Below are 23,682 nucleotides of genomic sequence, written 5' to 3'. Positions count from 1 at the left end.
TCACTCTCCCGCGAGGTAGGGGATCGTCATCGGCCCCTCCGGCAGCACGCACACCCGCCCCGGCAGGGCCCGCACGGTGGCGGCGATGTCCTCGGTCCGCTCCAGGTGGGCGGCGGCCAGGTCGGCGTCGCCGAGACGAGCCGTGTGCATAATCACCCGGGCCTGCCGCTGGATGCGCGCCTGGATCTGCACCTGCCACTGGTCGGGGATGGTCTCGGTGCGGCGGGAGATCTCCTCGAACAGCGCGTCGGGCGAGGCCGCGGAGGTGAGCACCTCGCGGTAGGAGCCGTGGTCGGGGAACCCGTCCCGGCACTCGGCCGCGCAGATGATCGTCCCGCCGGGCCGGACGACCTGGGCGGCGGCGCTCATGCCCTTCACCGACTGGTAGAGGTTCTGGTCCAGCGGGAAACCGGCGTTGGTCGTGACCACCACGTCGAACGGCTCGGCGACCGGCCGCATCGCGGCGGCGCGGGCCGCGGCCGTGGCGGCGGCGTGCATCGGCGCGAGGTCGCCGCCGAACGCCCGGACGATCTTCTGCTCCCGGTTCAGCACGACGTCGAGGGCGAAGGTGACGCCGGTCGCCGCGGCGATCGCGCGGACGTCGTCGTGGACGGGGTTGCCCTCGATGATCCCCCAGGTCGCCCGGGGATCGCCGATGCGGGCCGCGTCGTGCAGGGTGAGCACGGTCTCCAGGGCGGCGAGGCCCGGCGCGACCAGCTTGGGCCCGCCGGAGAACCCGGCGAAGAAGTGCGGCTCCACGAACCCCGTCGTGATCCGCACGTCGGCGTCGGTCCACTCGCGGTTCAGCCAGACCGGCACGTCCTTGCCGTGCCGGCCCATCCACCGCAGCGAGGACGCGTCGCGCGCGTCGTGGTTGACGATCCGCACGGCGTCCACGACCTCGTCGCCGAACATCGCGCGCAGCTCTTCGGGGGTGTTGCCGCGGTGCGTGCCGGTGGCGACCAGGATCACCACGTCTCCGAGGTCGACCACCCCGTCCAGCTCGTCCAGGATCGCGGGGATCATCAGGTGCCTGGGCTGGGGCCGGGTCCCGTCGCAGGCGGAGATCGCCACCGTCTGGCCGGGGCGCACCCGCTCACGCAGCGGTGGTCCCGCGACGGGTTCGCGCAGGGCCCGCCGCAGTTCGGCGGTCTCGTCCGGGACGGCGGGCCGAGCCACCGGCGCGATCACCGTGGTCCGGTCGCCGGGGAAGTCGACGGCGAGGCCGTAGGCGCCGTAGGCGAGGTCAACCCGCATGGCCCAGACCTTCGAGATCGTCCCAGAGGGCGTCGGGGATGTCCGCCGCCGCCAGCTCCAGGTCCTCGGTGATCTCCTCCGCGCTGCGCGCGCCGATCAGTACGGTGTCCACGGCCGGGTGCCGGTGCGGGAACCGCAGCGCCGCCGCCGGCAGCGGCACGCCGTACGACTCGCAGACGCGGGCCATCTCACGCGCCCGGTCGAGCACCTCGGGCGGGGCGGCGGCGTAGTCGTAGGTGCCGCCGCCGGCCAGGACGCCGCTGTTGAACACCCCGCCCACGACGACGGCGACGCCGCGCCGCGCGCACTCGGGCAGCAGCTCCTCCTCCGCCGACCGGTCGAGCAGCGTGTAGCGCCCGGCCACGAGGACCACGTCGACGTCCGTCTCCCGGACGAACCGGGTCAGCATCGCGGTCTGGTTCATCCCGGCGCCGATCGCGCCGACGACGCCCTGGTCGCGCAGCTCGGCCAGGGCCGGGAACGCCTCCCCCGCGGCCTGCTCCCAGTGCTCGTCGGGGTCGTGGACGAACACCGCGCCGAAGTGGTCGAGCCCGGTGCGCCGCATGCTGTCCTCCAGCGAGCGCAGCACGCCGTCGCGGCTGTAGTCCCGCACCCGCACGTACTGCGTGCGGCCGGGGAAGCCGTCCTCCTCGCCCTCACCGGGCACCAGGACGCGGCCGACCTTGGTGGAGACGATCGCCTCCCCCGCTCCCCCACCGGGCAGGCCGCGCAGGAAGCGCCCGAGACGCTCCTCGGCGAGGCCGGTGCCGTAGTGCGGCGCGGTGTCGAAGTAGCGGATGCCCGCCGCCCACGCGGCGGCCAGGGTGCGCTCGGCCTGCTCCTCGTCCACCTGCGCGAACAGTCCGCCCAGCGGCGCGGTGCCGAGCCCGTACGGCCCGAGGGACACCTTCACGAGCCCACCGGCCGCAGTCGCAGGCCGGCCATGCCGCCGTCCACGGCCAGCTCGGTCCCGGCGGTCGACCCCGCCCTCGGGCTGGCGAGGTACGCGACGGCGTGGGCGACCTCCTGCGCCGTCACCAGCCGGCCGTGCGGCTGGCGGGCGGCCAGCGCGGCCCGTTCGGCGGCCGGGTCGGGGGCGGCGTCCAGCAGCCGCCCGACCCAGGGGGTGTCGACGGTGCCGGGGTTCACGCAGTTGACGCGGATGCCCTCGCGGATGTGGTCGGCCGCCATCGCGCGGGTCAGCGCGAGCACCGCCCCCTTGGACGCGGAGTACAGCGCCCGTTGCGGCAGCCCCGCGGTGGCGGCGATCGAGCAGGTGTTGACGACCGCCGCGTGCGGGGACTCCCGCAGGTGCGGCAGGGCCGCCCGGGTGACGCGGGCGATCCCGACGACGTTGAGATCGAACACCCGCAGCCATTCGGCGTCGTCGTTGTCGGCGACGGTGCCCGCCGCGCCGATGCCCGCGTTGTTCACCAGCACGTCGATCCGGCCGTACCGCTCGGCCACCGCCGCGACCGCCCGCCGTACGGAGGCGTCGTCGGTCACGTCGCACGTGAACTCGGTGTCCTTGAGGTCCAGCACCGCGACCCGGGCGCCCCGCGCGGTCAGCTCCTCGGCGACCGCCCTGCCGATGCCCGAGGCGCCGCCGGTGACCACCGCCACCAGCCCCTCGAACTCGCTCATGCCTGCCCCATCCGCTGGCGCTGCCGGCCGAGTCCGTCGACCTCCACCTCGACCACGTCGCCCTCCCGCAGGTAGGCCTGCGGGCCGCGGCCGAGCGCCACGCCGGCGGGGGTGCCGGTGTTCACCACGTCGCCGGGGTCCAGCACCATGAACTGGCTGAGGTACCAGATCACGTGGTGCACGCCGAAGATCTGGTTCTTGGTGTTGCCGTTCTGGCGCTGCTCGCCGTTCACCCACAGCCGCAGGCCGAGGGCCTGGGGGTCGCCGACCTCGTCGGGCGTCACCAGCCAGGGGCCGAGGGGGTTGAAAGTTTCACACGACTTGCCCTTGTCCCACTGGCCGCCGCGCTCGTTCTGGAACTCCCGCTCGGAGACGTCGTTGGAGATCGCGTATCCGGCGATCAGACCGGCGGCCTCCTCCGGGGAGGACAGGTAGCGGGCGGTGCCGCCGAGGACGACGGCCAACTCGACCTCGTAGTCGGTCTTCACGCTGAGGCGGGGAACCAGGACCTCGTCGTCGGGGCCGACGACGGTGTTGGACGCCTTCATGAAGACCACGGGCTCGGCCGGGAGGGCGGCTCCGGTCTCCTCGGCGTGGTCGGAGTAGTTCAGGCCGATGCAGACGACCTTCCCCGGCCGAGCCACCGGCGCTCCGACCCGCTCGTACGGCTCCGCCTCGGGCAGCGTGCCCTCCGCGAGGGCCGTCCGCACCCGGTCGACGCCTCCTCCCGCGAGGAACGCGCCGTCGATGTCCTTCGTCAGTGACGACAGGTCCAGCACCCGGTCGCCGGGGCCCATGACACAGGGCCGCTCAGAACCCGGCGGACCCACCCGCAACAGCTTCACGATCCGTCTACTCCGACTGGTTCACAGGGGCAAGTGTGGTGCCGAGCCTGTCAGATTCATCGGGTTGAAGTAAAGCCGTTTGGTGGGATATTTGCCGACTTACTTGACCTCAGGTGGGCGTGACCATACTGTTCGAATCACATTCATCGGATCATTTGGAGTTCGCCCATGCCGACGATCACCTCGGTGAACGTGATCGACATCAGGTTCCCGACCTCCGCGACGCTCGACGGGTCGGACGCCATGAACCCGGACGGCGACTACTCCGCGGCGTACGTCGTGTTGCAGACCGACGGCGACCTCGCCGGATACGGCCTGACTTTCACCATCGGACGGGGCAACGACCTGTGCGTGGCCGCCGCGCGGCAGATCGGAGCACGGCTGACCGGCTGCGACGTCGACGAGCTGGCCGGGAACCTCGGCGGCCTCTACCGCCAGATCATGTCCGACAGCCAGATGCGCTGGCTGGGCCCGGAGAAGGGGGTGGTGCACCTGTCCGCGGCGGCCGTGCTGAACGCCGCCTGGGACCTCGCCGCCCGCCGGGCCGGCAAGCCGTTGTGGCGGTTCGTGGCGGACATGACGCCCGAGGAGCTGGTCGCCGCCTGTGACTTCCGCTACCTGTCCGACGTGCTGACCCCGGACGAGGCCGTCGAGATGCTGGCCCGGCTCGCCCCCACCCGGGAGGAGCGGATCGCCGAGCTCGCCGCGCACGGATACCCCGCCTACACCACGACACCCGGCTGGCTCGGCTACGACGACGACAAGCTGCGCCGCCTGTGCCGCGAGGCGGTCGCCGACGGCTGGACCCACGTCAAGCTCAAGGTCGGCGCCGACGTGGAGGACGACGTACGCCGCCTGGCGATCGCCCGCGAGGAGATCGGCGACCTGACCCTCATGATGGACGCCAACCAGGTGTGGGACGTGCCCCAGGCCATCGAGTGGGTGAACCGGCTGGCGCCGTACGAGCCGCTGTGGATCGAGGAGCCGACCAGCCCCGACGACGTGCTCGGCCACGCGGCCATCCGGAAGGCGATCGCGCCCGTCGGCGTGGCCACCGGGGAGCACGCGCACAACCGGGTCATGTTCAAGCAGCTCCTGCAGGCGGGGGCGATCGACTTCTGCCAGATCGACTCGTGCCGGCTCGCGTCGGTCAACGAGATCGTCCCGATCCTGCTGATGGCGGCGAAGTTCGGCGTGCCCGTCTGCCCTCACGCGGGCGGGGTCGGCCTGTGCGAGCTGGTCCAGCACATGTCGGTGGTCGACTATGTCTGCGTGAGCGGCAGCCTGGAGGGGCGCGTCCTGGAGTACGTCGACCACCTGCACGAGCACTTCGTCGACCCGGTCCGCATCGAGCGGGGCCGCTACCGGCTGCCCGACGCGCCCGGGTACAACGCCCGCATGTACGACGAGTCCGTCGCGGCCTACCGCTACCCTGACGGGCACCGCTGGGGAGGCTGACGTGGAGGCGCCGATGACTGACCGCCCGGGCGACTTGGACGACCCGGCCGACGACACGGCGGACCACACGGCCGACGGAGCCGCCGACGACGCACTGGAGCGGCTGACGGCCCGGCTGCGCCGGGAGGACGCGCTCGTCGTCGCCTACTCCGGCGGCGCCGACTCGGCGCTGCTCGCCTTCGCCGCCGCCCGGGTGCTCGGGCGGCGGGCCCTCGCCGTCACCGCCGTCTCCCCCAGCCTGGCCGCCTCCGAGCGGGCCGCGGCCCGCGCGTTCGCGCGGCGCCACGGCCTGGCCCACCTGGAGGTGTGCACCGACGAGGCCGAGCGGCCCGAGTACGCCGCCAACGGCGCCGACCGCTGTTATCACTGCAAGTCGGCGCTGTTCGACGCGCTGGGGCCGCTGGCGGCGGCGATGGGCGCCCGGGTCGCCCTCGGCACGAACCTCGACGACCTCGGCGACCACCGCCCGGGGCAGCGGGCCGCGGCCGAGCGCGGAGCCATCGCGCCGCTGGTGGACGCCGGGCTGACCAAGGCCGGAGTGCGCCTGGTCAGCCGTACGCTCGGGCTGGTCACTGCGGACAAGCCCGCCGCGCCGTGCCTGGCCTCGCGGGTGAGTTACGGCGATCCGGTCACGCCGGAGGTGCTGGCCAGGGTCGAGGCCGCCGAGGCCGCGCTGCGCGACCTCGGCTTCCCGGTGTGCCGGGTGCGCGCGCACGCGGGCGGCACGCTCGCCCGGGTCGAGGTGCCGCGGGACGAGATCCCGCGCGTGACCGAGGCGCGCGAGCGCGTCGACGCCGCCGTACGCGGCGCCGGCTTCACCTTCTGCTCGCTGGATCTCTCAGGTTTCGCGTCCGGGCGGCTGAACGCCCTGCTCCCGCTGCTCCCCTCCTGAGGGTCCTGTGGTGGACGCGGTGGTGGGCCCAGTGGCCGGCGCGGTGGCGACCACGCGGGTGCGGGCTCCGTCGAGGGCGAGCCGGAAGACCGGCGCGATCGTCCCGCCGAAGGCGGCGCGCGCCTCGGCGGCCCCGGCCCGCAGGGGGTCCGCGCCGCCGCCGATGGACCGGTAGTTGACGAAGCTCACGACGCGGAGATCGGGCAGCACCAGCCAGGCGTACGCCTGGTCGGGCTCCTCCGGGGGATTGGCGGCCACCAGCCCCGACCCGTTGAGCGGCGCGTACGGCCCGGTCAGGCGGGGCGCGACGAAGCCGTAGAGCCCGGTGGGCGCGCTTCCCGGCGGGTGGAACGAGTGCCGCTGGGTCGAGAAGAACAGGTAGTACGACGAGTCGCGGACCACCACGTGCGGCCGTTCGATCTCGTGGTTGACGCCGTCGGCCACGAGAAGGGGGGGCAGCAGCGACCAGCCGCCGTCCCGCGCTTCGGCGAGGGCCACCGCGCCCATGTAGCCGCCGTCTCCGTCGTCCACAGCCGCTCCGCCCGCGGGCGCCGCGGCGGATCCCGCCACGGACGCCGCCACGGACGCCGCGACGAGGAGGTACTCACGCCCGTCGGCCGGGTCGCGGAACCAGCCCGGGTCGCGGAAGGCCCTGATCCGCCCGGGTCCCCCGTCGATCTCGTCGGCCGGCAGGTAGGCCCGGCCGTCCGACCGGAGGACCTCCCGGTGCCCGGCGGCCCGGTCGAGCAGGACGCGGCCGCCTTCGGCGACGACCACGGCGGGCCGGGTCTCGACGACGCTCTGGAGGAACGTCGGGCGTGCCTCGCCCCGCCGCCCGGCCGCCGTGTAGAAGACCGACACGGTGCCGTCGGGGCGGCGGACCGCCGATCCGGACCACTCGCGGCTGCCCGGCGAGGCGCCGTCGGCGAACGCGGGCCCGAGGTCGTGCCAGCCGTCGCCGTCCCTGGCGAGCAGCCGGATCCGGGCGTGGTCGTGACGCTCCTCCGGATGACCGGCGGCGGGCGCGGAGAGGGCCATCCACAGCTCGCGGCCGAGGACCACGGAGATCGATCCGTCCTCCTCCTGGATCGGCCACAGGTCCCAGACGTCGTCGCCGGGCAGCACACGCGGCGGGGCGGGCGTGTGGGCGGGCGGCGCCGTCGTCTCCGGCGCGAGAGTCAGCGGGCCGGTGGTCAGCAGGTCGAGATGCCGCCGCGTCCAGCGCGCGGGGCCGTCCTCGTTCACGCGGTTCATCCCTTCAGCGAACCCTGAAGCAGAGCCGTGACGAAGCGGCGCTGGAAGATCAGGAAGATGGCGAGTGTGGGGGTCAGGATCAGCAGCGAGCCCGCGCACAGCAGCGGGATGTCGGTCCCCCACTGTCCCTGGAAGGCGCCGAGCGCCCCGGACATCGTCCGTTTCAGCGGGTCGTCGACGAGGACGATGGCCAGCAGGAACTGGTTCCAGGTCCACAGGAACAGCAGGATGGCGAGGGACGACAGCGCCGGCATGGCCAGCGGCACGTGGATGCGCCAGAAGAGCTGCCAGAGGTTCGCCCCGTCCATCCGCGCGCTCTCGGACAGCTCGTCGGGCATGTTCACGAAGTGCGCCCGCATCCAGAACACCGCGAACGGCATGAACAGCCCGATGAGCGGCAGGATGATGGCCCACCTGGTGTTCAGCAGGCCCATGTCGCGCACCTGGTAGTACAGCGGCGTGATGATGCCCTCGAAGGGGAGCGTCAGCCCGAGCACGAACGTCAGGAACACCACGTTGCGTCCCGGGACGCGGAGGTGGCCGATGGCGAAGCCCGCCAGCGTCGCGAGGAGCAGCGCGACGGGCACCACGCCGAGGACGATGAGCGTGCTCGACTTCACCAGTTCGCCCATCCGCGCGGCCTGGAAGGCCGTGACGAAGTTGCCCCAGTGCGGGTCGGAGGGCCAGTCGAGACCGGACGGGTAGCTGCCCGGGGGATGCAGGGCCGTGACGAACAGGCTGGCGAACGGCATGAGCGTGGCCGCCATCAGCAGGACGAGCAGCGCCCTCCCGCTCCACGTCTCCCCGCGTCCGACGATCATGAGGTTCTGTCCTTCGTGAGCCACTGGATGGGAATGGCGACGACGATGACGAGCACCATGAGCACGACGGCGAGAGCGGAGGCCGTGCCCACCTGCCGTTCGGAGAAGGCGAGGTAGTAGATCTCCAGGCCGGGGACCATCGTCGCGTTCCCCGGGCCTCCCTGGGTCGCGACGTACACGATGTCGAAGCTCGCCAGGGCCGCGATCACGGTCACCGTGACGCAGACGCCGATCTCCTGCCGCAGGCTCGGCACCGTGATCGAGACGAACTCGCGGACCGGCCCGGCGCCGTCCATCCGGGCCGCCTCGTACAGCGCCGGATCGATCTTGCTCATCCCGGACAGGAGCAGGATCGTGCACAGGCCGAGGAGCACCCACGCGCCGATCACGCCGACCGCCGGCAGGGCGGTGGAGAAGTCGCCCAGCCAGGCGCGCGTCACGCCGCCGAGACCGATGTGCGACAGCAGCTGGTTGACCAGGCCGGTGGACGACAGCAGCCAGCTCCACGTGATGCCCGCCGCGACGAGCGGGATGACCTGCGGCAGGAACAGGACCGTCCGGGCGACCAGCGCGAGCCGGCTCGCCGCGATCCGGCGGATCGTCGAGGCGATCACGAGGCCGAGCACGACGGGGATCAGGCTGAAGAAGACGATCAGCTTGACCGCGTTGAGGATGGTCGCGAACAGGTCGGGGTCGGTGAACACCTTCCCGTAGTTGCCGAGCCCGACCCAGGTGGACGAGCCGATGCCGTCCCAGCGGTACACCGAGTACTGGAAGGTGAGGACGATCGGCCGCAGCACGAAGACCGCGTAGACGGCCAGCGCCGGAGCGACGAACAGCCAGCCGACCCAGCTCGGGGTGCGGAGCCCCGCCGCGCGGGCGGGGCCCGGTCTTCTCGTCTTCGGAGTCCGCCGTGCCATCGGCGCTCAGCTCCCCCCGACCTGGCTCGTGTAGTCGCTCTGCACCGACTTCAGCAGCCCGTCGGGGGTCTGCTGCCCGGCGACCAGCTTCTGCAGCTGCGGGGTCCAGCTCTTGGCGTAGATCGCGCCCGTGGCGTTGGCGATGAAGTCCATCGCGCCGTTGTCCTTGCCGATCTTCGCGCCCGCCTCCAGGGTGCTCGCGGTGACCGTGCCCGCTTCGACCTCGGGCATCGCGGCGTCCGCGGGGCCCATCGGGTGGGATCCGCCGACCTTCACGCCGATCTCCCGCGCCTTCGCGTCGGTCGCCACCCAGTTGAGGAAGAACGCGGCGCAGTCGGCGTTCTTCGCCCGGGAGCTGATCCCGAAGGTGAGCGGCGCGGACATCGCGGCCTGGGCGCCGCCCTCCTGCTCCGGCGGCATCAGGAAGAAGCCCACGTCGCCCGGCATCTGCTTGTCGAGGTTCCCCGACTCCCAGTCGCCGTTGAACATGAAGAGGCCCTCGCCCTTGATGAAGCGGCTCATCATCGTCGCGTAGTCGACGGCGTTGACGTCCTTCCAGAAGTACCCGGCCTTGATCCACTTCTCCAGGTGCCGCGTCGCCTGCAGGTTCGACGGCGTGTCGATGGTGGCTCCCGGCTTCTGGAAGATCCAGTCGTTGATCGGCCCGGGGGGACCGTAGGCGGCCATGAGGTCCTGCAGCGGGAAGGCGAGCCCGCCGGTGGCTCCGCCGTTGAACTGGGCGATGGGCTGGACGCCCGCGCTCTTGGCCTTCGCGAGGGCGTCGTCCAGCTCCGCCAGGGTGGCCGGGGGCGCCGACATGCCGATCTTCGCGGCGAGCTTCTTGTTGTAGAAGACGCCGGTCATGCTGAAGTTCAGTCCCATGGCGTACAGGGAGCCCTCGCCGCGGGTCTTCCCGCCGGGGGCCATCCGCATCTGCTGGAGCTGCGACGCCGGCCAGGTGTCCCAGCCGAACGCCTTGGCGTAGCCGTCGAGGTTCTTCAGCAGGTTGTTCTTGACGAGCTCGGACACCTGGGGAAGCCGCATCAGGTCCGGCGGGTCGTCCGCCAGGACGCGCGGCGCGTTCTGGGTGATGACCGCGAACTGGTCCTCACGGATGTTCCACTTGACGTTCGGATGCTGCTTGGTGAACTCGTCGGCGAGATCCTTCGGCAGCGGGAATCCGGTCTCGAAGTAGCCGTTGAGCGTGACCGGCGCCGTACCGCAGGTGGGCGCGGACGAGGGGGACGTGCCGGTGGCCTCCGCCTGGGGGGCGTCGCCGCCCGGGGCCCCGCACCCCGCCGCCAGCGCCCCTCCCAGCGCGACCGTAAGCACCGCTCCGTTCCATCGGCGGATTCGACGCGACATGTGCGTCTCCTTGGGTTGCTCGGGTGTGGTTACTCGGGTTGGGTTGCTCGGGTTGGTTGCGTGAACGGACCACTCGGGGATCCCCTCGACGGCTGACGCCGGACACCCCGGGGTTCGGTTTGCTAAATCGGATTAGCAATGCGGTAGTCTCACCATACGCGTCGCGGGGTGTCAACCCCCTCACAGCACAGGAGGTCGCTCGGTGAGCCCACGACGGGTCACGTTGGCGGACGTCGCCAAGATCGCCGGCGTCTCGCCGACCACCGCGTCGCTCGTGTTGTCCGGACGCGGGCGGGAGCTGCGCATCTCTCAGGATGTCGAGCAGCGTGTGCTCAAGGCCGCGGCCGAGTTGCAGTATCGGCCGAACATCGTATCCGTAGGCCTACGAACCGGGACAACTCGGACTATCGGCTTCGTTTCGGACACGATCGCCACGTCGCGGCTCGCCGGCGACATGATCAAGGGGGCGCTGGAGGCCGCGCGGGAGCGCGGCTTCATGCTGTTCATCGGCGAGACGGAGGGAGACCCCGAGCTCGAACGTCTCCTGCTGCAGGCCATGCACGACCGTCAGGTGGACGGGCTCATCCTGGCCGCGATGTACACGCGGACCATCAGGGTGCCCAAGGGGATGGGGGCCGCCCCCGCCGTGCTGCTCAACGCGCTGCCCAAGCAGCGGACTCCGCTGCCCTCGGTGCTCCCCGACGAGGTCGGGGCCGGCCGCCGCGCCGCGCGGGTCCTGCTCGACGCCGGCCATCGCGAGGGCATCCATCTGATCGGCGCCGGTCCCGGGCGGCGTGACGTTCCCCGGGGAGGCGGCGTCGCGGCCGTCGAGCGGCTCATCGGCATCCGGGAGGTGTTCGGCGAGGCGGGGGTCAAGGTGGCGGGCTACCACGTCTGCGCCGACTGGCAGCCGGAGTACGGCCTCGCCGCGACCAGGGCGCTGCTGGAGGGCGAGCGGCCGCGCGCGTTGATCTGCTTCAACGACCGGGTCGCCCTGGGCGCCTACCAGGCGCTCGACGACTTCGGGCTGAAGGTGCCCGGCGACGTCTCGGTCGTCTCCTTCGACGACCACCCCATCGCCGCGTGGATGCGCCCCAAGCTCACGACGGTGGCGCTCCCCCACTACGAACTGGGCCGTAAAGCGGTGGACGTCCTGTTCGCGGAGATGGGCCGTGACGGTGACGACGCCGTCCGGGAGGGCGCCGTAGGCGAGGGCGCCGTACGCGAGGGCGCCGTACGCGAGGGCGCCGTACGCGAGGGCGCCGTACGGGAGGGCGAGGTGCACCGGGTGCCGATGCCCGTCCGCCTCCGGGAGTCGGTCGCCGCGGCGGCGCCGTGATCCGGCGGCCGCGCGAAGGCGTTCCGGCAGCCGTGCCCGGGCTGCCGGAACCCCCTCAGTTCTGTGACTTGCCCCCGGTCAGCCGGGAGATCGCCAGGGCGGTGAGGATGATCGCCCCGTTGAGCGCGTCGATCCACTGCGCGGGCACGCCCGCGAGCGTCAGGACGTTCTGGATCATGTAGAGCAGCAGGATGCCGGTGAACGCGCCGAACACCGTTCCCTTGCCGCCGTTGAGGCTGACCCCTCCGATGACGGCGGCCGCGAACACGGTGAAGATCGCTCCGTTCCCCTGGGAGGCGGCGACGGAGGCGAGCCGGCCCGACAGCATCAGCCCGCCGAGCGCGGCCAGCGCGCCGGCGGAGATCAGCGTGATCCACAGCACCCGGTCGGTACGGATGCCCGCCGCCTTGGCGGCGTCCACGTTGCCGCCGATGGCGTACAGCGCGCGGCCGAACCGGGTGAACCCCAGCAGGACGATGCCGGCCGCGAACAGCAGCAGGCAGATCCAGATCGACGCGGGCACGCCGAGCCACATCGTCGAGCCGAGGTAGGTCATGGACTCGGGGAGGTTGAAGAAGGTCTGCCCGCCGGAGATGCCCGTCAGGAGGCCGCGCAGCACGATGAGCATGCCCAGCGTGACGATGAAGCCGTTGAGCCCGAAGCGGACGATGAACAGCGAGTTCACCATTCCGACGAGCACCCCGACCAGGAGGGTGATCGGGATCGCCCACGCCCCGGACAGCAGCCCGAGCCCGTGTCCCGCCCCCGCCGCGACCGTCAGCCAGGCGGCCACGCCGGGAGCCAGCCCAAAGGTCGACTCCAGCGAGAGGTCCATCCTGCCGGCGACCAGCACGAGCGTCTGCGCCAGGACGAGCAGCGAGATCTCCGACATCGTCTGCAGGATGTTGATCAGGTTGTCGGCCTGCAGGAAGATCGGGCTCACGATCTGCCCGACGATCGCGATCACGATGATCGCGGGGACCAGGGCGAAGTCCCGGAGCCGCGCCAGCGGAATCGGGGAGCGGCGCCCTCCCGTTCCCGCGTTCTCCGGCGGCGCGGAGCCCTGGGGGTGGCCCGTCCCCGGGTGGGCGGCGGTGGTCTCAGGCATCGAGGTCGACTCCTTCCATGGCGGCCACCATCTCGTGGTCGTGCCAGCCGGCGGCCAGGTCCGCGACGACCCGGCCGTGGAACAGCACGAGCACCCGGTTGCACAGCCGCAGATCGTCAAGTTCATCGGAGGCGATCACGACGCCGGTGCCGTTCCCGGCGATCTCCTCGACCTTTTCGAGCAGGAACTCCTTCGACCGGACGTCGACCCCGGCGGTCGGCGTGATCAGCACGAGCAGGCGGGGGTCGTTCGCCAGGGCGCGGGCCATCACCACCTTCTGCTGGTTGCCGCCGGACAGGCCGGAGACCGGCAGGTCCGGGCCGGGGGTCTTGATCGCCAGGTTGGTGATCATCTGGCGGGCCAGCGCGTCCTTGCGGCGGCCGCTGACGAACCCCGCCGACCCGAGCCGCTCGGGCACGGTCATCGTGGTGTTGTCGGCGATCGACATCAGCGGGACGAGCCCCTGGTGATGCCGGTCCCTGGGGACGAATCCCACGCCCGCGGCGAGCGAGTCCGGCACGCTCCCCGGTCGCGGGCGCTCACCGGCCACCTCCATGGTCCCGGCCTGCGGGGCCCGCAGCCCCACGATGGTCTCGGCGAGCTCGGTCTTCCCGCTGCCGCCCAGACCGGCCAGGCCCACGATCTCTCCCTCGCGGACCCGCAGGTCGACGTCCTGGTAGACGTCGCCGTCGCTCAGGCCCCGGACGTCGAGGACCACCGGGGCCTCGGCCGCGACCGGCGGGCGGACGGCGTGCTCCCGCAGGCCGGCCGCCTCCCCGGTCATCGCCGCGACCAGCTCTCCCTGCGGCAGGTCGGTCACCGGCGCGGTCAGGATGTGCCGGGCGTCCCGGAACACGGTGACCGTGTCGCAGATCTCGTAGATCTCCTGCAGGTGATGGCTGATGAACAGGAAGGTCACTCCCTGGTCCCGCATCGCCCGCATCCGGTCGAAGAGCCGCGAGATCGCCGCGCCGTCGAGCTGCGCGGTCGGCTCGTCCAGGATGATGAACCGCGCGCCGAACGACAGCGCCCGGGCGATCTCCACGAACTGCCGCTGCTCCACGCCGAGCTCCCCGGCCGGCCGGCGGACGTCGACGTCCACCGACCAGGCCTCCAGGAGCTCGGCGGCCTTCCGCCACACGCCCTTCCAGCCGACCAGCCCGAACCGGTTGCGATCGTGCCGGTTCAGGTACAGGTTCTCCGCCACGGTCAGCTCAGGGATGATCGTGGACTTCTGGTAGACGCAGGCGACCCGTTCCCGCCACGCGTCGCGGTCGGACAACCGCGGCGCGGGCGCCCCGGCGAAGCGGACCTCGCCCTCGTCCGGCGCCTGCAGGCCGGTGAGGATGGAGACCAGCGTCGACTTGCCCGCGCCGTTGCGGCCGACGAGCGCGTGGGTCTCCCCCTGCCTGATCGTGATGTGGGCGCGGTCCAGCGCCGTCGTCTCGCCGTATCTCTTGGTGACGCGTTCCGCCTCGGCGACGGGCGGGCCGGAGTGGACCGGCTCGCCGTCGCGGGCGGGCGAAGGGCTCGCGGGCCCTGCCGCGAAATCGCCCATTGTCATGCCTCTCAGCTCAGGTTGTTGCCCCACAGCGACTTGTCGTCGTGCTTGACGCTGGGGATGTCACCGTACGTACCGCCGTCCGCGGTGACCAGAGGCGCGGAGAGCTGGTCTTCCAGCAGACCGGGCCGCACCTCGATGATGTTGCTGTCGTGGTCGGTCTTGCCCGGCTGGAAGGTCTTGCCCTCGGCCGCCGCCTGCGCGTACGACAGCGCCCACTTGGCGTAGAGGTCCGCGGGCTGCGAGACGGTGGCGTCGATGTTCCCGGAGGCGATGTCCTTGAGCTCCTGCGGGATGCCGTCGTTGGAGACGACGAAGACGTGCTTGGGGTCGTCCGGCGGCACCAGGATGTTCCGCTGCTTCAGCACCTGCAGCGTGCCCGCGAGAGCGAAGCTCGACTGCATGTAGACGCCCTTGATGTCCGGGTTCGCGGTGAGCCTCGTGGAGAGCTTCTGCGCGGCCACGGCGCCGTCCCACTTCGTGGCCTCGCCGAAGACCGTGATGCCGGGGTAGTTCTGCTTCATGCAGTCGTTGAACGCCTCGGTGCGGTCACGGCCGTTGATGGAGGCCAGGTCGCCCTCCAGCATGACCACCTTGCCCTTGCCCTGAAGCTTCTCGCCCAGGAACTTGCAGGCCTTCTCGCCGTACGCGCGGTTGTCGGCGCGCACGACCATGAACGCGTTCCCCGTGTCGGGGCGCGTGTCCACCAGCACGGCGGGGATCTTCTTCCCCTCCAGCTGCTGCAGCGTGGGGGCCACCGCGGCGGTGTCCTGCGGCGCCATGACCACGGCCTTGACGCCCTGGCCGATCTGCGTCTGCACGTTCGCGGCCAGCTTGGCCACGTCGTTCTGGGAGTTGGTGGTCTTGAGGTCGACGCCCAGTTCGCCGGCGAACTTGGGCACGTACTGGATGTAGGAGTTCCAGAAGTCGGTGTCCGACCGCGGGTAGTCGACGCCGACCACCGGCTTCACCGCCGTGTCCGTACCGCCGGAAGCCGCGCTCCCCTCGCCCCCGGAACCGCCGTTCCCCCCGCACGCGGCGGCGAGGAAACCCGACATGGCCAGAATCAGCCCGGCCCCGAAGCGTCTGCGTCTCATAGTCTCTCCTTCTGCATCGCCACGACGGGCCTGCCGTGACCGACCGCGCCCGCGGGCTCGATCGGGCCCGCGCCAGGGACGCGCGAGCCTCCGGCGAGGCTGCCCTCGTACGTGCTCATTATTGACAGAACATGGGATGTCTTTCTATGGCCAAAACCATGTCAGTGTCCAGACCTCCCGGCGTCGGAATCGCCGAAACCCCTGAAATTCGGGGTTAAAGTCCTGCTCCCCGGCCGGAGTGCAACCGGTTCCGCAGCTCGGTGGGGTAGGGAGGCCGGGCCGAATACATCGCATGTTTGCCACCACCGCCGGAGGCCGCGACGTGACCTTCCGTGGGTCTCGGCACGCCGCCGTCCCTTTCCGGCCGTCCCATATCCGGCGCTCCCGGGCCAGCGCGGCACCGGGCCGTGTGGCTGTTCACGACCCCCGCGTACGAAGATTCGGGTATGTCGTTGACCGAGCAGGCGATCGAACGCATCCGGCAGCTCATCAAGGACGGGACCCTGCCCCCGGGCGCGCGGCTGCCGCCGGAGCAGGATCTCGCCGCCGAGCTCGGGCTGTCCCGCAACCTGCTCAGGGAGGCCGTGCGCTCTCTCGTCACCACCCGCGTGCTGGAGGTGCGCAGGGGCGACGGCACCTTCGTCACGAGCCTCAAGCCGGAACTGCTGCTGGAGGGCGTCGGCCTCGCCGTGGAGATGATGCGGGGCGACGACCTTCTCGAGATCACCGAGGTGCGGCGGCTGTTCGAACCGGTGGCCACGGCGCTGGCCGCCACCCGGATCACCGCCGCCCAGCTCGCGGAGGTGGGACGCCACCTCGACGCGATGATCGCCGCCCAGGACGACGTGGAGCTGCTCAACCACCACGACGACGCCTTCCACCGCGCCGTGTTCGCGGCCACGGGCAATCGATCGCTGTGCGCCCTGCTCGCCGGCATCGCCGGCCGGACGCTCCGCGCCCGCGTGTGGCGCGGACTGGTGGTGGAGAACGCGGCCGGCCGGACGATCGCCGAGCACGCCGCCATCTACCGGGCGCTCGCGGACGGCGACGCACCCCTCGCCCAGGCGGCCGCGCTGCTGCACGTGAACACCACGGAGACCTGGCTCAGGGAGAACCTCGGCCGTCCGGTGCCCGGCCTTGCGGGCGAGCCGCCGGAGTGACCGCACCGGCGGCGAGAGCGCGCCGTGAAACTTACAGACATCCCATGCCTTTGTAAGGCCGGCCGTCATGCCGGGCCCGGCGCCGTGGCGCGGACGACGAGGGCGGGCCGACGCCGGCCGCCAGGGCCCGCGGCATGCGCGAACGTCGCCGAAGAGGTGTGGCCTGACCCCCCTCCGGCATGGCGGCGGACCGCGGGACAGGCACCGGTGAGTGGCCGCCGGTCGCGTTGGGTCTGGACAGGCCTCCCGGCCCGTCCTACAAAGACATCCCATGTCTTAGCAGTAACCCTCGTGCGCGGCACCCCACAGGACCCCCTCCCCGAAAGGCACGCCCATGTCTTCGCCTTCGTTCCGGATGAGTCGCCGCCAGTTGCTCGCCTCCGCCGCGGTCGCCACGGCCGCCGGTGTGCTGAAAGCCGGCCCCGCGTGGGCCACCGCCGGCCCGCAGAGCTACAGCGCGAGCTGGTCCTCGGTCGACCAGCACCCGCCAGCCGCCGAATGGTTCCAGGACGCGAAGTTCGGCATCTACTACCACTGGGGCGTCTTCAGCGTCCCGGCGTACGCCAACGAGTGGTACCCGCGCAACATGTACAACAGCGGGTCGAACGAGAACAACCACCACAAGAGCGTCTACGGCGACCCGTCGGCGTGGCCGTACCACAACTTCATCAACGGCGCCCGGGACAAGGCCGGCAACTGGGTGCAGTTCGCGCCGAAGCTGAAGTCGGCCGGCGGCAACTTCGACCCCGACGAGTGGGCACAGCTCTTCGCGGACGCCGGCGCGAGGTTCGCCGGGCCGGTGGCCGAGCACCACGACGGCTACTCGATGTGGAACAGCAGGGTGAACGAGTGGAACTCGGTCGCCACCGGTCCCAAGCTCGACCTGCTGCGCCTGCACGCGGACGCCATCCGGGCCAAGGGCCTGAAGCTGCTGGTGGCCATGCACCACGCCTACAATTTCACCGGCTTCTACCAGTGGGTGCCGGCACAGTCCAGCACCAGCCTCAAGAAGCTGTACGGCCAGCTCGACAAGACCACCGAATACCAGCTCTGGTACGACAAGCTCAAGGAGATCATCGACGGCTACCAGCCCGACGTCATCTGGGAGGACTTCAACCTCAGCCAGATCCCCGAGTCGTACCGGCTGAACTTCCTGTCGTACTACTACAACCAGGCGGTCGCCTGGAACAAGGACGTCGTCGCCACCTACAAGGACGGGTACAACACCCGGGGCGAGGTGGTCGACTACGAGCGCGGCGGCCCGGCGGGCATCCAGACCCCCTACTGGCTGACCGACGACAGCATCTCCAGCTCCAGCTGGTGCTACACGAACGGCATCGGCTACTACTCGCTGAACGCCATGCTGCACTCGCTGATCGACCGGGTCAGCAAGAACGGCAACATGCTGCTGAACATCGCGCCCATGGCCGACGGCACCATCCCCTCCGGGCAGCGGTCGATCCTGCTGGGCATCGGCGACTACCTCAAGCGCTTCGGCGAGTCCATCTACGCCACCCGGGCCTGGGCGGCCTTCGGCGAGGGTCCCACGCAGATGGGCGGCGGCTCCTTCACCACCCCGCGCGCGGGCACCGCGCAGGACATCCGGTTCACCCGCAGCAAGGACAACACCGTCCTGTACGCCACGGTGCTGGGCTGGCCGGGCGCCACGCTGAACATCGCGACGCTGGGCTCGAACCGGATCAGCCTGAGCAACCTCGCCTCGGTGCAGCTGCTCGGCTCGTCGGCGGGCCAGTACACCAACCTGCCCAACCGCACCCAGGACGGCTCGGGCCTGCACATCTCGATGCCCTCGTCCAACGCCCCGTTCACCGCACCCGCGTACGTGGTCAAGCTGACCTTCAACGGCCAGATCCCCTCCCTGGGCTCCGGCGGCACCCCGACCGGCTACGTGCGGATCGCCAACGTGGCCACCGGACTGGTGCTGGACAGCGGCGGCAACGTGGCGTCGGGGTCGAACCTCAAGCAGTGGAACTGGGACGGCAGCAACAACCTGCAGTGGCAGCTGGTCGACCTGGGCAGCGGTTGGTACCGGATCGTCAACCGCACCAACGGCATGGTCATCGACAGCTGGGGCAACACCGCCAACGGCGCCAATGCCAGGCAGTCGGCCTGGAACGGCGGCAACAACCAGCAGTGGCGCCTCAACGACGTCGGCAACGGCCGCTACCAGATCATCAACCGCGGCACCGGGACCTCCCTCGACGGCATGGGCTACACCACCGCCGGCTCCGCCGTCGGCATGTGGACGCCGAACACCAACGCCAACAACCAGTGGACCGTCACCGGGGTCTGACCCGCCGGGCGGCCCGCCCTCACGGGGACGGGCCGCCGTCCTCGGGGCACGTGCGCGCTCACCGGGCGAGACTCTGGCCGAGGAGCGCGCACGCGGAGACCGCCGCCACGGCGAGGACGGCCCCGCGCACCCGTCCGCCGTCGAGATAGCGCCGCAGCGGCCCCGACGCGGCGTGGCCGAGCAGGACGAACGGCACCAGCGCCGCCCCCGCGACCAGTGCGCGGGCCGGCAGCCTGCCGAGGAGGCCGAGGATGACGAGCGACTGCGCGGCGCTCAGGCAGAAGAACGTCGCCAGCGTCGCCCGGATCTCCGGGCCGCGGGCGCTCTGGTAGACGAGGGCGATCGGCGGCCCGCCGATCCCCGTGGCCGTTCCGGTGATGCCCGACAGGAACCCGGCCGCGGTCAGCGTCGCGCCGTTGCGGGGCACCGCGACGGCGCGCGCCGTCAGCACCACCGCGGCCAGCACCATGACGCCGACCAGCACGCCCAGCGTCGCCGTGCTGACGTAGACGATCACCAGGGCCCCGGCGGCGCTTCCCGGCAGCCTGCCGAGGAGGGCGAAGCCCGCGCCCCGCCACTCGGTCCGGCGCCACTCCCGGGCCAGCGTGAACAGCGGCATCGTCATGTTGACGACCTGCACCGCGCCGGGCATCACCGTCGGGTCGAGCAGGGTGATCACGGGAGCCGCCACCAGGCCGAGCCCGAACCCCACCCCGCCCTGCACGACCGCCCCGGCGAAGACGGCCACTCCCGCGACCAGCAGCAACGCCGCCTCGTGATCCATGGCGGGACCCTAGCGGGGGCTCCCCGCGCCGCGGCAACCGGTTATCCGGCCCGGGAACTTAGACAATCACCGTCAGTAATCAATATATGTTGCGAGAGTAATCAAAGGGTCCGTAGACTCCCTCACAGCGACAGCGCCATAGCGCTTTCTGTAGACCCCTTTGTAGACAGGATCGTAGCCTCGCAGTATGGGCAGCGAGCAACGCCACACGACGATCCGGGTCAGCACGCTTACTCGCGACAAGGTCGCGGCAATCGCGAAGCAGGAAGGCAGACCCATGACAGCAGTGATCGACGACGCGGTCGCCGAGTACGAGCACAAGAAGTTCTGGGAGGAGATGCGAGCGGCGATCGAGCGGACCCGCCGGGAAGATCCCGAAGGGTGGGCCGACTATCTGGCGGAGACCGCCGTCTTCGACCGTGCCGCCGCGGACGGGCTCGAGCCCGAGGACTGGTCCTCCCACCTCACCCCGAAGGAGCCTGATGCGGATAACACGCGGTGACCTCTGGCTGGCCGACTTCGGCCGGCCGACAGGTCACGAGCAGGGCGGGCAGCGGCCCGTGGTGGTCGTGAGCGGGCGCGTGCTCAACGACGTGCATGTGGGCATCGTGCTCACGGTGCCGCTGACCACAGCCCAGCGCGACTGGCCCAGCCATGTCGAAATCGACCCGGGCACGGGCTTGAAGAAGCAGAGTTGGGCGATGGTGGAACAGTTCCGTGCCGTCTCCGTCCAGCGGCTGACTCGCAGGATCGGCTGGGTGGAAGAGCCGGCCCTGGCGAAGATGCACACCGTCCTCGGCTATCTCATGAAGCCGTGAAGCGCGTCTGACGCAAGCCGGCGACCTGGCCACGAAACCAGGCCGCCGGCTTGCGCCGAACGTGTCAGCTCTTGGCGAGCAGGGAGCGCAGGACGTACTGCATGATGCCGCCGTGGCGGTAGTAGTCGGCCTCTCCCGGGGTGTCGATCCGCACCACGGCCTGGAACTCGACGTCCCCGGCCCGCACGGTCACGGTGGCGGGGGTCGCGCCGGCGTTCAGCTCCTCGACGCCGACGATGTCGAAGGTCTCCTCGCCCGTCAGGCCGAGCGACTGCGCCGTCTCGCCCTCGGGGAACTGCAGCGGCAGCACGCCCATGCCGATCAGGTTCGACCGGTGGATGCGCTCGTACGACTCGGCGATGACGGCGCGGACGCCGAGCAGCGCGGTGCCCTTGGCCGCCCAGTCGCGCGACGAGCCCGAGCCGTACTCCTTGCCGGCCAGGACGACCAGCGGGATGCCTGCGGCCTGGTAGTTCTGCGAGGCGTCGTAGATGAACGCCTGCTCCCCGCCCTTGGTGAAGTCGCGGGTGAAGCCGCCCTCCACGCCGTCCAGCAGCAGGTTGCGCAGCCGGATGTTGGCGAAGGTGCCGCGGATCATCACCTCGTGGTTGCCCCGGCGGGAGCCGTAGGAGTTGAAGTCCCTGACCTCGACGCCGTGCTCGCGCAGGTAGCGACCGGCCGGAGTGTCGGCCTTGATCGATCCGGCGGGCGAGATGTGGTCGGTCGTGACCGAGTCGCCCAGCTTGGCGAGAACCCGGGCGCCCCTGATGTCCGTCACCGGCTCGGGCTTGGCGGGCATGCCGTCGAAGTACGGCGCCTTGCGGACGTACGTCGAGTCGGAGTCCCACTCGAAGGTGTCACCGGTCGGGATCGGCAGCGACCGCCAGTGCTCGTCGCCCTTGAACACGTCCGCGTAGTCGCGCAGGAACATGTCCTGGCCGATCGACTCGGACACCACGGCCGCGACCTCCTCGGGCGCGGGCCAGATGTCCTTGAGGAAGACCGGCTGCCCGTCGGCGCCGACGCCGAGCGGTTCGTTGTTCAGGTCGATGTCCATCGTCCCGGCCAGCGCGTACGCCACGACCAGCGGCGGCGAGGCCAGGTAGTTCATCTTGACGTCGGGGTTGATGCGCCCCTCGAAGTTGCGGTTGCCCGACAGCACGGCGGTGACCGCGAGGTCGTTCTCCTGGATCGCCTCGGAGATCTCCGGGTCCAGCGGGCCGGAGTTGCCGATGCAGGTGGTGCAGCCGTACCCGACCAGGTTGAAACCGAGCTTGTCGAGGTACGGCTGGAGGCCGGACCGCTCGAAGTAGCCGGTGACGACCTGGCTGCCCGGGGCAAGGGAGGTCTTCACCCACGGCTTGCGCGCCAGGCCCTTGTCCACGGCGTTCCTGGCGAGCAGGGCCGCGCCGAGCATGACGTACGGGTTGGACGTGTTGGTGCAGGAGGTGATCGCGGCGATGGTGACCACGCCGTGGTCGATCTCGAACGAGGCGCCGTCCGCCGGCGTGACCCGCGTCGGGCGGTGCGGCCGCTCGCCGTTACGCCGCACGGCGTGCGGCACGTCGCCCGCCCCGCTGTGGGAGATCGCGGGCGAGTCGGAGGCCGGGAACGACTCGGCCGACGCCTCGTCGGCGGGGCCCTCGATGCATTCGTCCGTGACGTACGTGCGCACCGCCGCGCGCCAGGCCGACTTGGCGTCCGACAGCGGGATGCGGTCCTGCGGGCGCTTCGGCCCGGCGATCGACGGGACGACGGTCGCCAGGTCGAGCTCGATGTACTCGCTGAAGACGGGCTCGGGGGCCGAGGGGTCGAGCCACAGGCCCTGCTCCTTGGCGTACGCCTCGACCAGCGCGACCTGCTCGGGCGAGCGGCCGGTGAGCGTGAGGTAGTCGGTCGTCTGGCCGTCGATCGGGAAGATGGCGCAGGTGGAGCCGAACTCCGGGCTCATGTTGCCGATCGTGGCGCGGTTGGCCAGCGGCACGCTGCTGACGCCCTCGCCGTAGAACTCGACGAACTTGCCGACGACGCCGTGCTTGCGCAGCATCTCGGTGATCGTGAGCACGAGGTCGGTGGCGGTGGCGCCGGCGGGCAGCTTGCCGGTCAGCTTGAACCCGACCACCCGGGGGATCAGCATGGAGATCGGCTGGCCGAGCATCGCGGCCTCGGCCTCGATGCCGCCGACGCCCCAGCCGAGGACGCCGATGCCGTTCTCCATCGTGGTGTGCGAGTCGGTGCCCACGCAGGTGTCGGGGTACGCCCGGCCGTCGCGGATCATGACGACCCGGGCCAGGTGCTCGATGTTGACCTGGTGGACGATCCCGGTGCCCGGCGGCACGACCTTGAACTCGTCGAAGGCCGTCTGGCCCCAGCGCAGGAACTGGTAGCGCTCGCGGTTGCGCTCGTACTCCCGGTCGACGTTGCGCTGGAAGGAGTCGGGGTGGCCGAAGTAGTCCACGATGACCGAGTGGTCGATGACCATCTCGGCGGGGGCCAGCGGGTTGATCTTCGCGGGGTCCCCGCCCAGGTCGCGGACGGCCTCACGCATGGTGGCGAGGTCCACCACGCACGGGACGCCGGTGAAGTCCTGCATGATCACTCGGGCCGGGGTGAACTGGATCTCCACGCTCGGCGTGGCGTTCGGGTCCCAGCCGGCGAGCGCGCGGATGTGGTCGGCGGTGATGTTCGCGCCGTCCTCGGTGCGCAGCAGGTTCTCCAGCAGGATCTTCAGGCTGTACGGGAGGCGCGCCGACCCCTCGACGGCGTCCAGCCGGTAGATCTCGTATGACGCGTCACCGACGCGCAGCGTGTCACGGCTGCCGAAGCTGTTCGCGGACACGAAGTTCGCCTCCCCAGGGTTCCGGGCTTGTTCACAAGTTCGCTATGCATCCTCCCGCACCGAAGGAACACTCCTGACAATGAGGTCGCCCTTACCTGTGCGGCGCGAGGATGTCTCGACATCAAGATATCTCCCCGGATATCTCGACATCAAGTTACTTGTGAGTAGGTATCCGGATTTCGCGCCTCCGCAGGCCGCCGGCCCGC

The 23,682-nt window shown here is 70.9% G+C and carries 21 protein-coding genes; 7 read left to right on the top strand and 14 right to left on the bottom strand.

The window, feature by feature from the left end; translation table 11 throughout:
• The 4 genes from larA to HHX40_RS07995 are packed head-to-tail and all read right to left on the bottom strand — an operon-like array spanning window position 1 to window position 3,746.
• Complete coding sequence (gene larA / locus HHX40_RS08010; protein WP_182880029.1) at window positions 1-1,257, bottom strand: nickel-dependent lactate racemase; 1,257 nt, start codon at window positions 1,255-1,257, stop codon at window positions 1-3.
• Window positions 1,247-2,170 carry an aldo/keto reductase gene (locus HHX40_RS08005; protein ID WP_182880028.1) on the bottom strand — a complete coding sequence of 308 codons (924 nt, stop codon included), beginning with the start codon at window positions 2,168-2,170 and terminating at the stop codon, window positions 1,247-1,249. Before HHX40_RS08005 ends, larA begins: the two co-directional genes overlap by 11 nt.
• Entirely contained in the window at window positions 2,167-2,901 is a 735-nt protein-coding gene (locus HHX40_RS08000; RefSeq protein WP_182880027.1) for an SDR family NAD(P)-dependent oxidoreductase, read from the bottom strand. The genes HHX40_RS08005 and HHX40_RS08000 overlap by 4 nt, the downstream gene beginning before the upstream one ends.
• Window positions 2,898-3,746, bottom strand: coding sequence for a fumarylacetoacetate hydrolase family protein (locus HHX40_RS07995; RefSeq protein WP_111698051.1), 849 nt, complete (start codon window positions 3,744-3,746; stop codon window positions 2,898-2,900). The genes HHX40_RS08000 and HHX40_RS07995 overlap by 4 nt, the downstream gene beginning before the upstream one ends.
• A 168-nt stretch (window positions 3,747-3,914) precedes the next feature.
• On the opposite strand from HHX40_RS07995, the gene HHX40_RS07990 reads away from it, so the two are divergent.
• Together HHX40_RS07990 and larE are read left to right on the top strand one after the other, a co-directional pair.
• A complete protein-coding gene (locus HHX40_RS07990) occupies window positions 3,915-5,204 on the top strand; it encodes an L-fuconate dehydratase (protein WP_182880026.1) in 1,290 nt (429 codons plus the stop codon).
• Window positions 5,205-5,217: 13 nt separating this feature from the next.
• On the top strand, window positions 5,218-6,096 hold the full coding sequence (larE, locus tag HHX40_RS07985; RefSeq protein ID WP_182880025.1) for an ATP-dependent sacrificial sulfur transferase LarE: 879 nt from the start codon (window positions 5,218-5,220) through the stop codon (window positions 6,094-6,096).
• On the opposite strand, the gene HHX40_RS07980 is transcribed toward larE, so the two are convergent.
• From HHX40_RS07980 to HHX40_RS07965, 4 genes are read right to left on the bottom strand one after another with little or no spacing between them, the layout of a single operon-like run.
• The gene (locus HHX40_RS07980; protein ID WP_220498859.1) at window positions 6,043-7,341 is read right to left on the bottom strand and encodes a glycoside hydrolase family 68 protein; all 1,299 of its coding nucleotides are present in this window, start codon (window positions 7,339-7,341) and stop codon (window positions 6,043-6,045) included. The genes larE and HHX40_RS07980 overlap by 54 nt on opposite strands.
• Window positions 7,342-7,346: 5 nt before the next feature.
• Window positions 7,347-8,171, bottom strand: coding sequence for a carbohydrate ABC transporter permease (locus HHX40_RS07975; RefSeq protein ID WP_182880023.1), 825 nt, complete (start codon window positions 8,169-8,171; stop codon window positions 7,347-7,349).
• The gene (locus tag HHX40_RS07970; protein ID WP_182880022.1) at window positions 8,168-9,091 is read right to left on the bottom strand and encodes a carbohydrate ABC transporter permease; all 924 of its coding nucleotides are present in this window, start codon (window positions 9,089-9,091) and stop codon (window positions 8,168-8,170) included. The genes HHX40_RS07975 and HHX40_RS07970 overlap by 4 nt, the downstream gene beginning before the upstream one ends.
• Before the next feature lie 6 nt (window positions 9,092-9,097).
• The gene (locus HHX40_RS07965; RefSeq protein ID WP_182880021.1) at window positions 9,098-10,456 is read right to left on the bottom strand and encodes an ABC transporter substrate-binding protein; all 1,359 of its coding nucleotides are present in this window, start codon (window positions 10,454-10,456) and stop codon (window positions 9,098-9,100) included.
• Window positions 10,457-10,658: 202 nt separating this feature from the next.
• Here HHX40_RS07965 and HHX40_RS07960 point away from each other — a divergent pair, with 202 nt between their 5' ends.
• Entirely contained in the window at window positions 10,659-11,795 is a 1,137-nt protein-coding gene (locus HHX40_RS07960; RefSeq protein ID WP_182880020.1) for a LacI family DNA-binding transcriptional regulator, read from the top strand.
• A 55-nt stretch (window positions 11,796-11,850) separates the two neighbouring features.
• Here HHX40_RS07960 and HHX40_RS07955 read toward each other — a convergent pair whose 3' ends face one another.
• From HHX40_RS07955 to HHX40_RS36385, 4 genes are read right to left on the bottom strand one after another with little or no spacing between them, the layout of a single operon-like run.
• A complete protein-coding gene (locus tag HHX40_RS07955; RefSeq protein ID WP_111698058.1) occupies window positions 11,851-12,903 on the bottom strand; it encodes an ABC transporter permease in 1,053 nt (350 codons plus the stop codon).
• Complete coding sequence (locus HHX40_RS07950) at window positions 12,896-14,467, bottom strand: sugar ABC transporter ATP-binding protein (RefSeq protein WP_182880019.1); 1,572 nt, start codon at window positions 14,465-14,467, stop codon at window positions 12,896-12,898. The genes HHX40_RS07955 and HHX40_RS07950 overlap by 8 nt, the downstream gene beginning before the upstream one ends.
• A gap of 5 nt (window positions 14,468-14,472) precedes the next feature.
• Window positions 14,473-15,561, bottom strand: a complete 1,089-nt coding sequence (locus HHX40_RS07945; protein WP_182880018.1) for a sugar ABC transporter substrate-binding protein — start codon at window positions 15,559-15,561, stop codon at window positions 14,473-14,475.
• Window positions 15,558-15,680 (bottom strand): hypothetical protein, encoded by a 123-nt coding sequence (locus HHX40_RS36385; protein ID WP_259402304.1) that lies wholly within the window; start codon window positions 15,678-15,680, stop codon window positions 15,558-15,560. The genes HHX40_RS07945 and HHX40_RS36385 overlap by 4 nt, the downstream gene beginning before the upstream one ends.
• A gap of 327 nt (window positions 15,681-16,007) precedes the next feature.
• Between HHX40_RS36385 and HHX40_RS07940 the strand changes: the two genes are divergently transcribed.
• A complete protein-coding gene (locus HHX40_RS07940; protein ID WP_182874276.1) occupies window positions 16,008-16,721 on the top strand; it encodes a FadR/GntR family transcriptional regulator in 714 nt (237 codons plus the stop codon).
• Window positions 16,722-17,055: 334 nt separating this feature from the next.
• Window positions 17,056-19,035 (top strand): alpha-L-fucosidase, encoded by a 1,980-nt coding sequence (locus HHX40_RS07935; RefSeq protein WP_182880017.1) that lies wholly within the window; start codon window positions 17,056-17,058, stop codon window positions 19,033-19,035.
• A gap of 58 nt (window positions 19,036-19,093) precedes the next feature.
• Here the strand turns inward: HHX40_RS07935 and HHX40_RS07930 are convergent, their stop codons facing one another.
• Entirely contained in the window at window positions 19,094-19,819 is a 726-nt protein-coding gene (locus tag HHX40_RS07930) for a sulfite exporter TauE/SafE family protein (RefSeq protein WP_111698062.1), read from the bottom strand.
• A 187-nt stretch (window positions 19,820-20,006) separates the two neighbouring features.
• Here HHX40_RS07930 and HHX40_RS07925 point away from each other — a divergent pair, with 187 nt between their 5' ends.
• Window positions 20,007-20,321 (top strand): hypothetical protein, encoded by a 315-nt coding sequence (locus HHX40_RS07925; RefSeq protein WP_182880016.1) that lies wholly within the window; start codon window positions 20,007-20,009, stop codon window positions 20,319-20,321.
• Window positions 20,302-20,637: a type II toxin-antitoxin system PemK/MazF family toxin gene (locus HHX40_RS07920; protein WP_220498858.1), complete on the top strand. Its 336-nt coding sequence runs from the start codon at window positions 20,302-20,304 to the stop codon at window positions 20,635-20,637. The genes HHX40_RS07925 and HHX40_RS07920 overlap by 20 nt, the downstream gene beginning before the upstream one ends.
• Before the next feature lie 64 nt (window positions 20,638-20,701).
• On the opposite strand, the gene HHX40_RS07915 is transcribed toward HHX40_RS07920, so the two are convergent.
• Complete coding sequence (locus HHX40_RS07915; RefSeq protein WP_111698064.1) at window positions 20,702-23,476, bottom strand: aconitate hydratase; 2,775 nt, start codon at window positions 23,474-23,476, stop codon at window positions 20,702-20,704.
• Between the last annotated feature and the right edge of the window lie 206 nt (window positions 23,477-23,682).

The organism is Microbispora sp. H10949, from assembly GCF_014161435.1.
GTDB lineage: Bacteria > Actinomycetota > Actinomycetes > Streptosporangiales > Streptosporangiaceae > Microbispora > Microbispora triticiradicis.
Note: the sequence above shows the minus strand (reverse complement) of the source record. Positions and strands in the feature narration are given on the sequence as shown.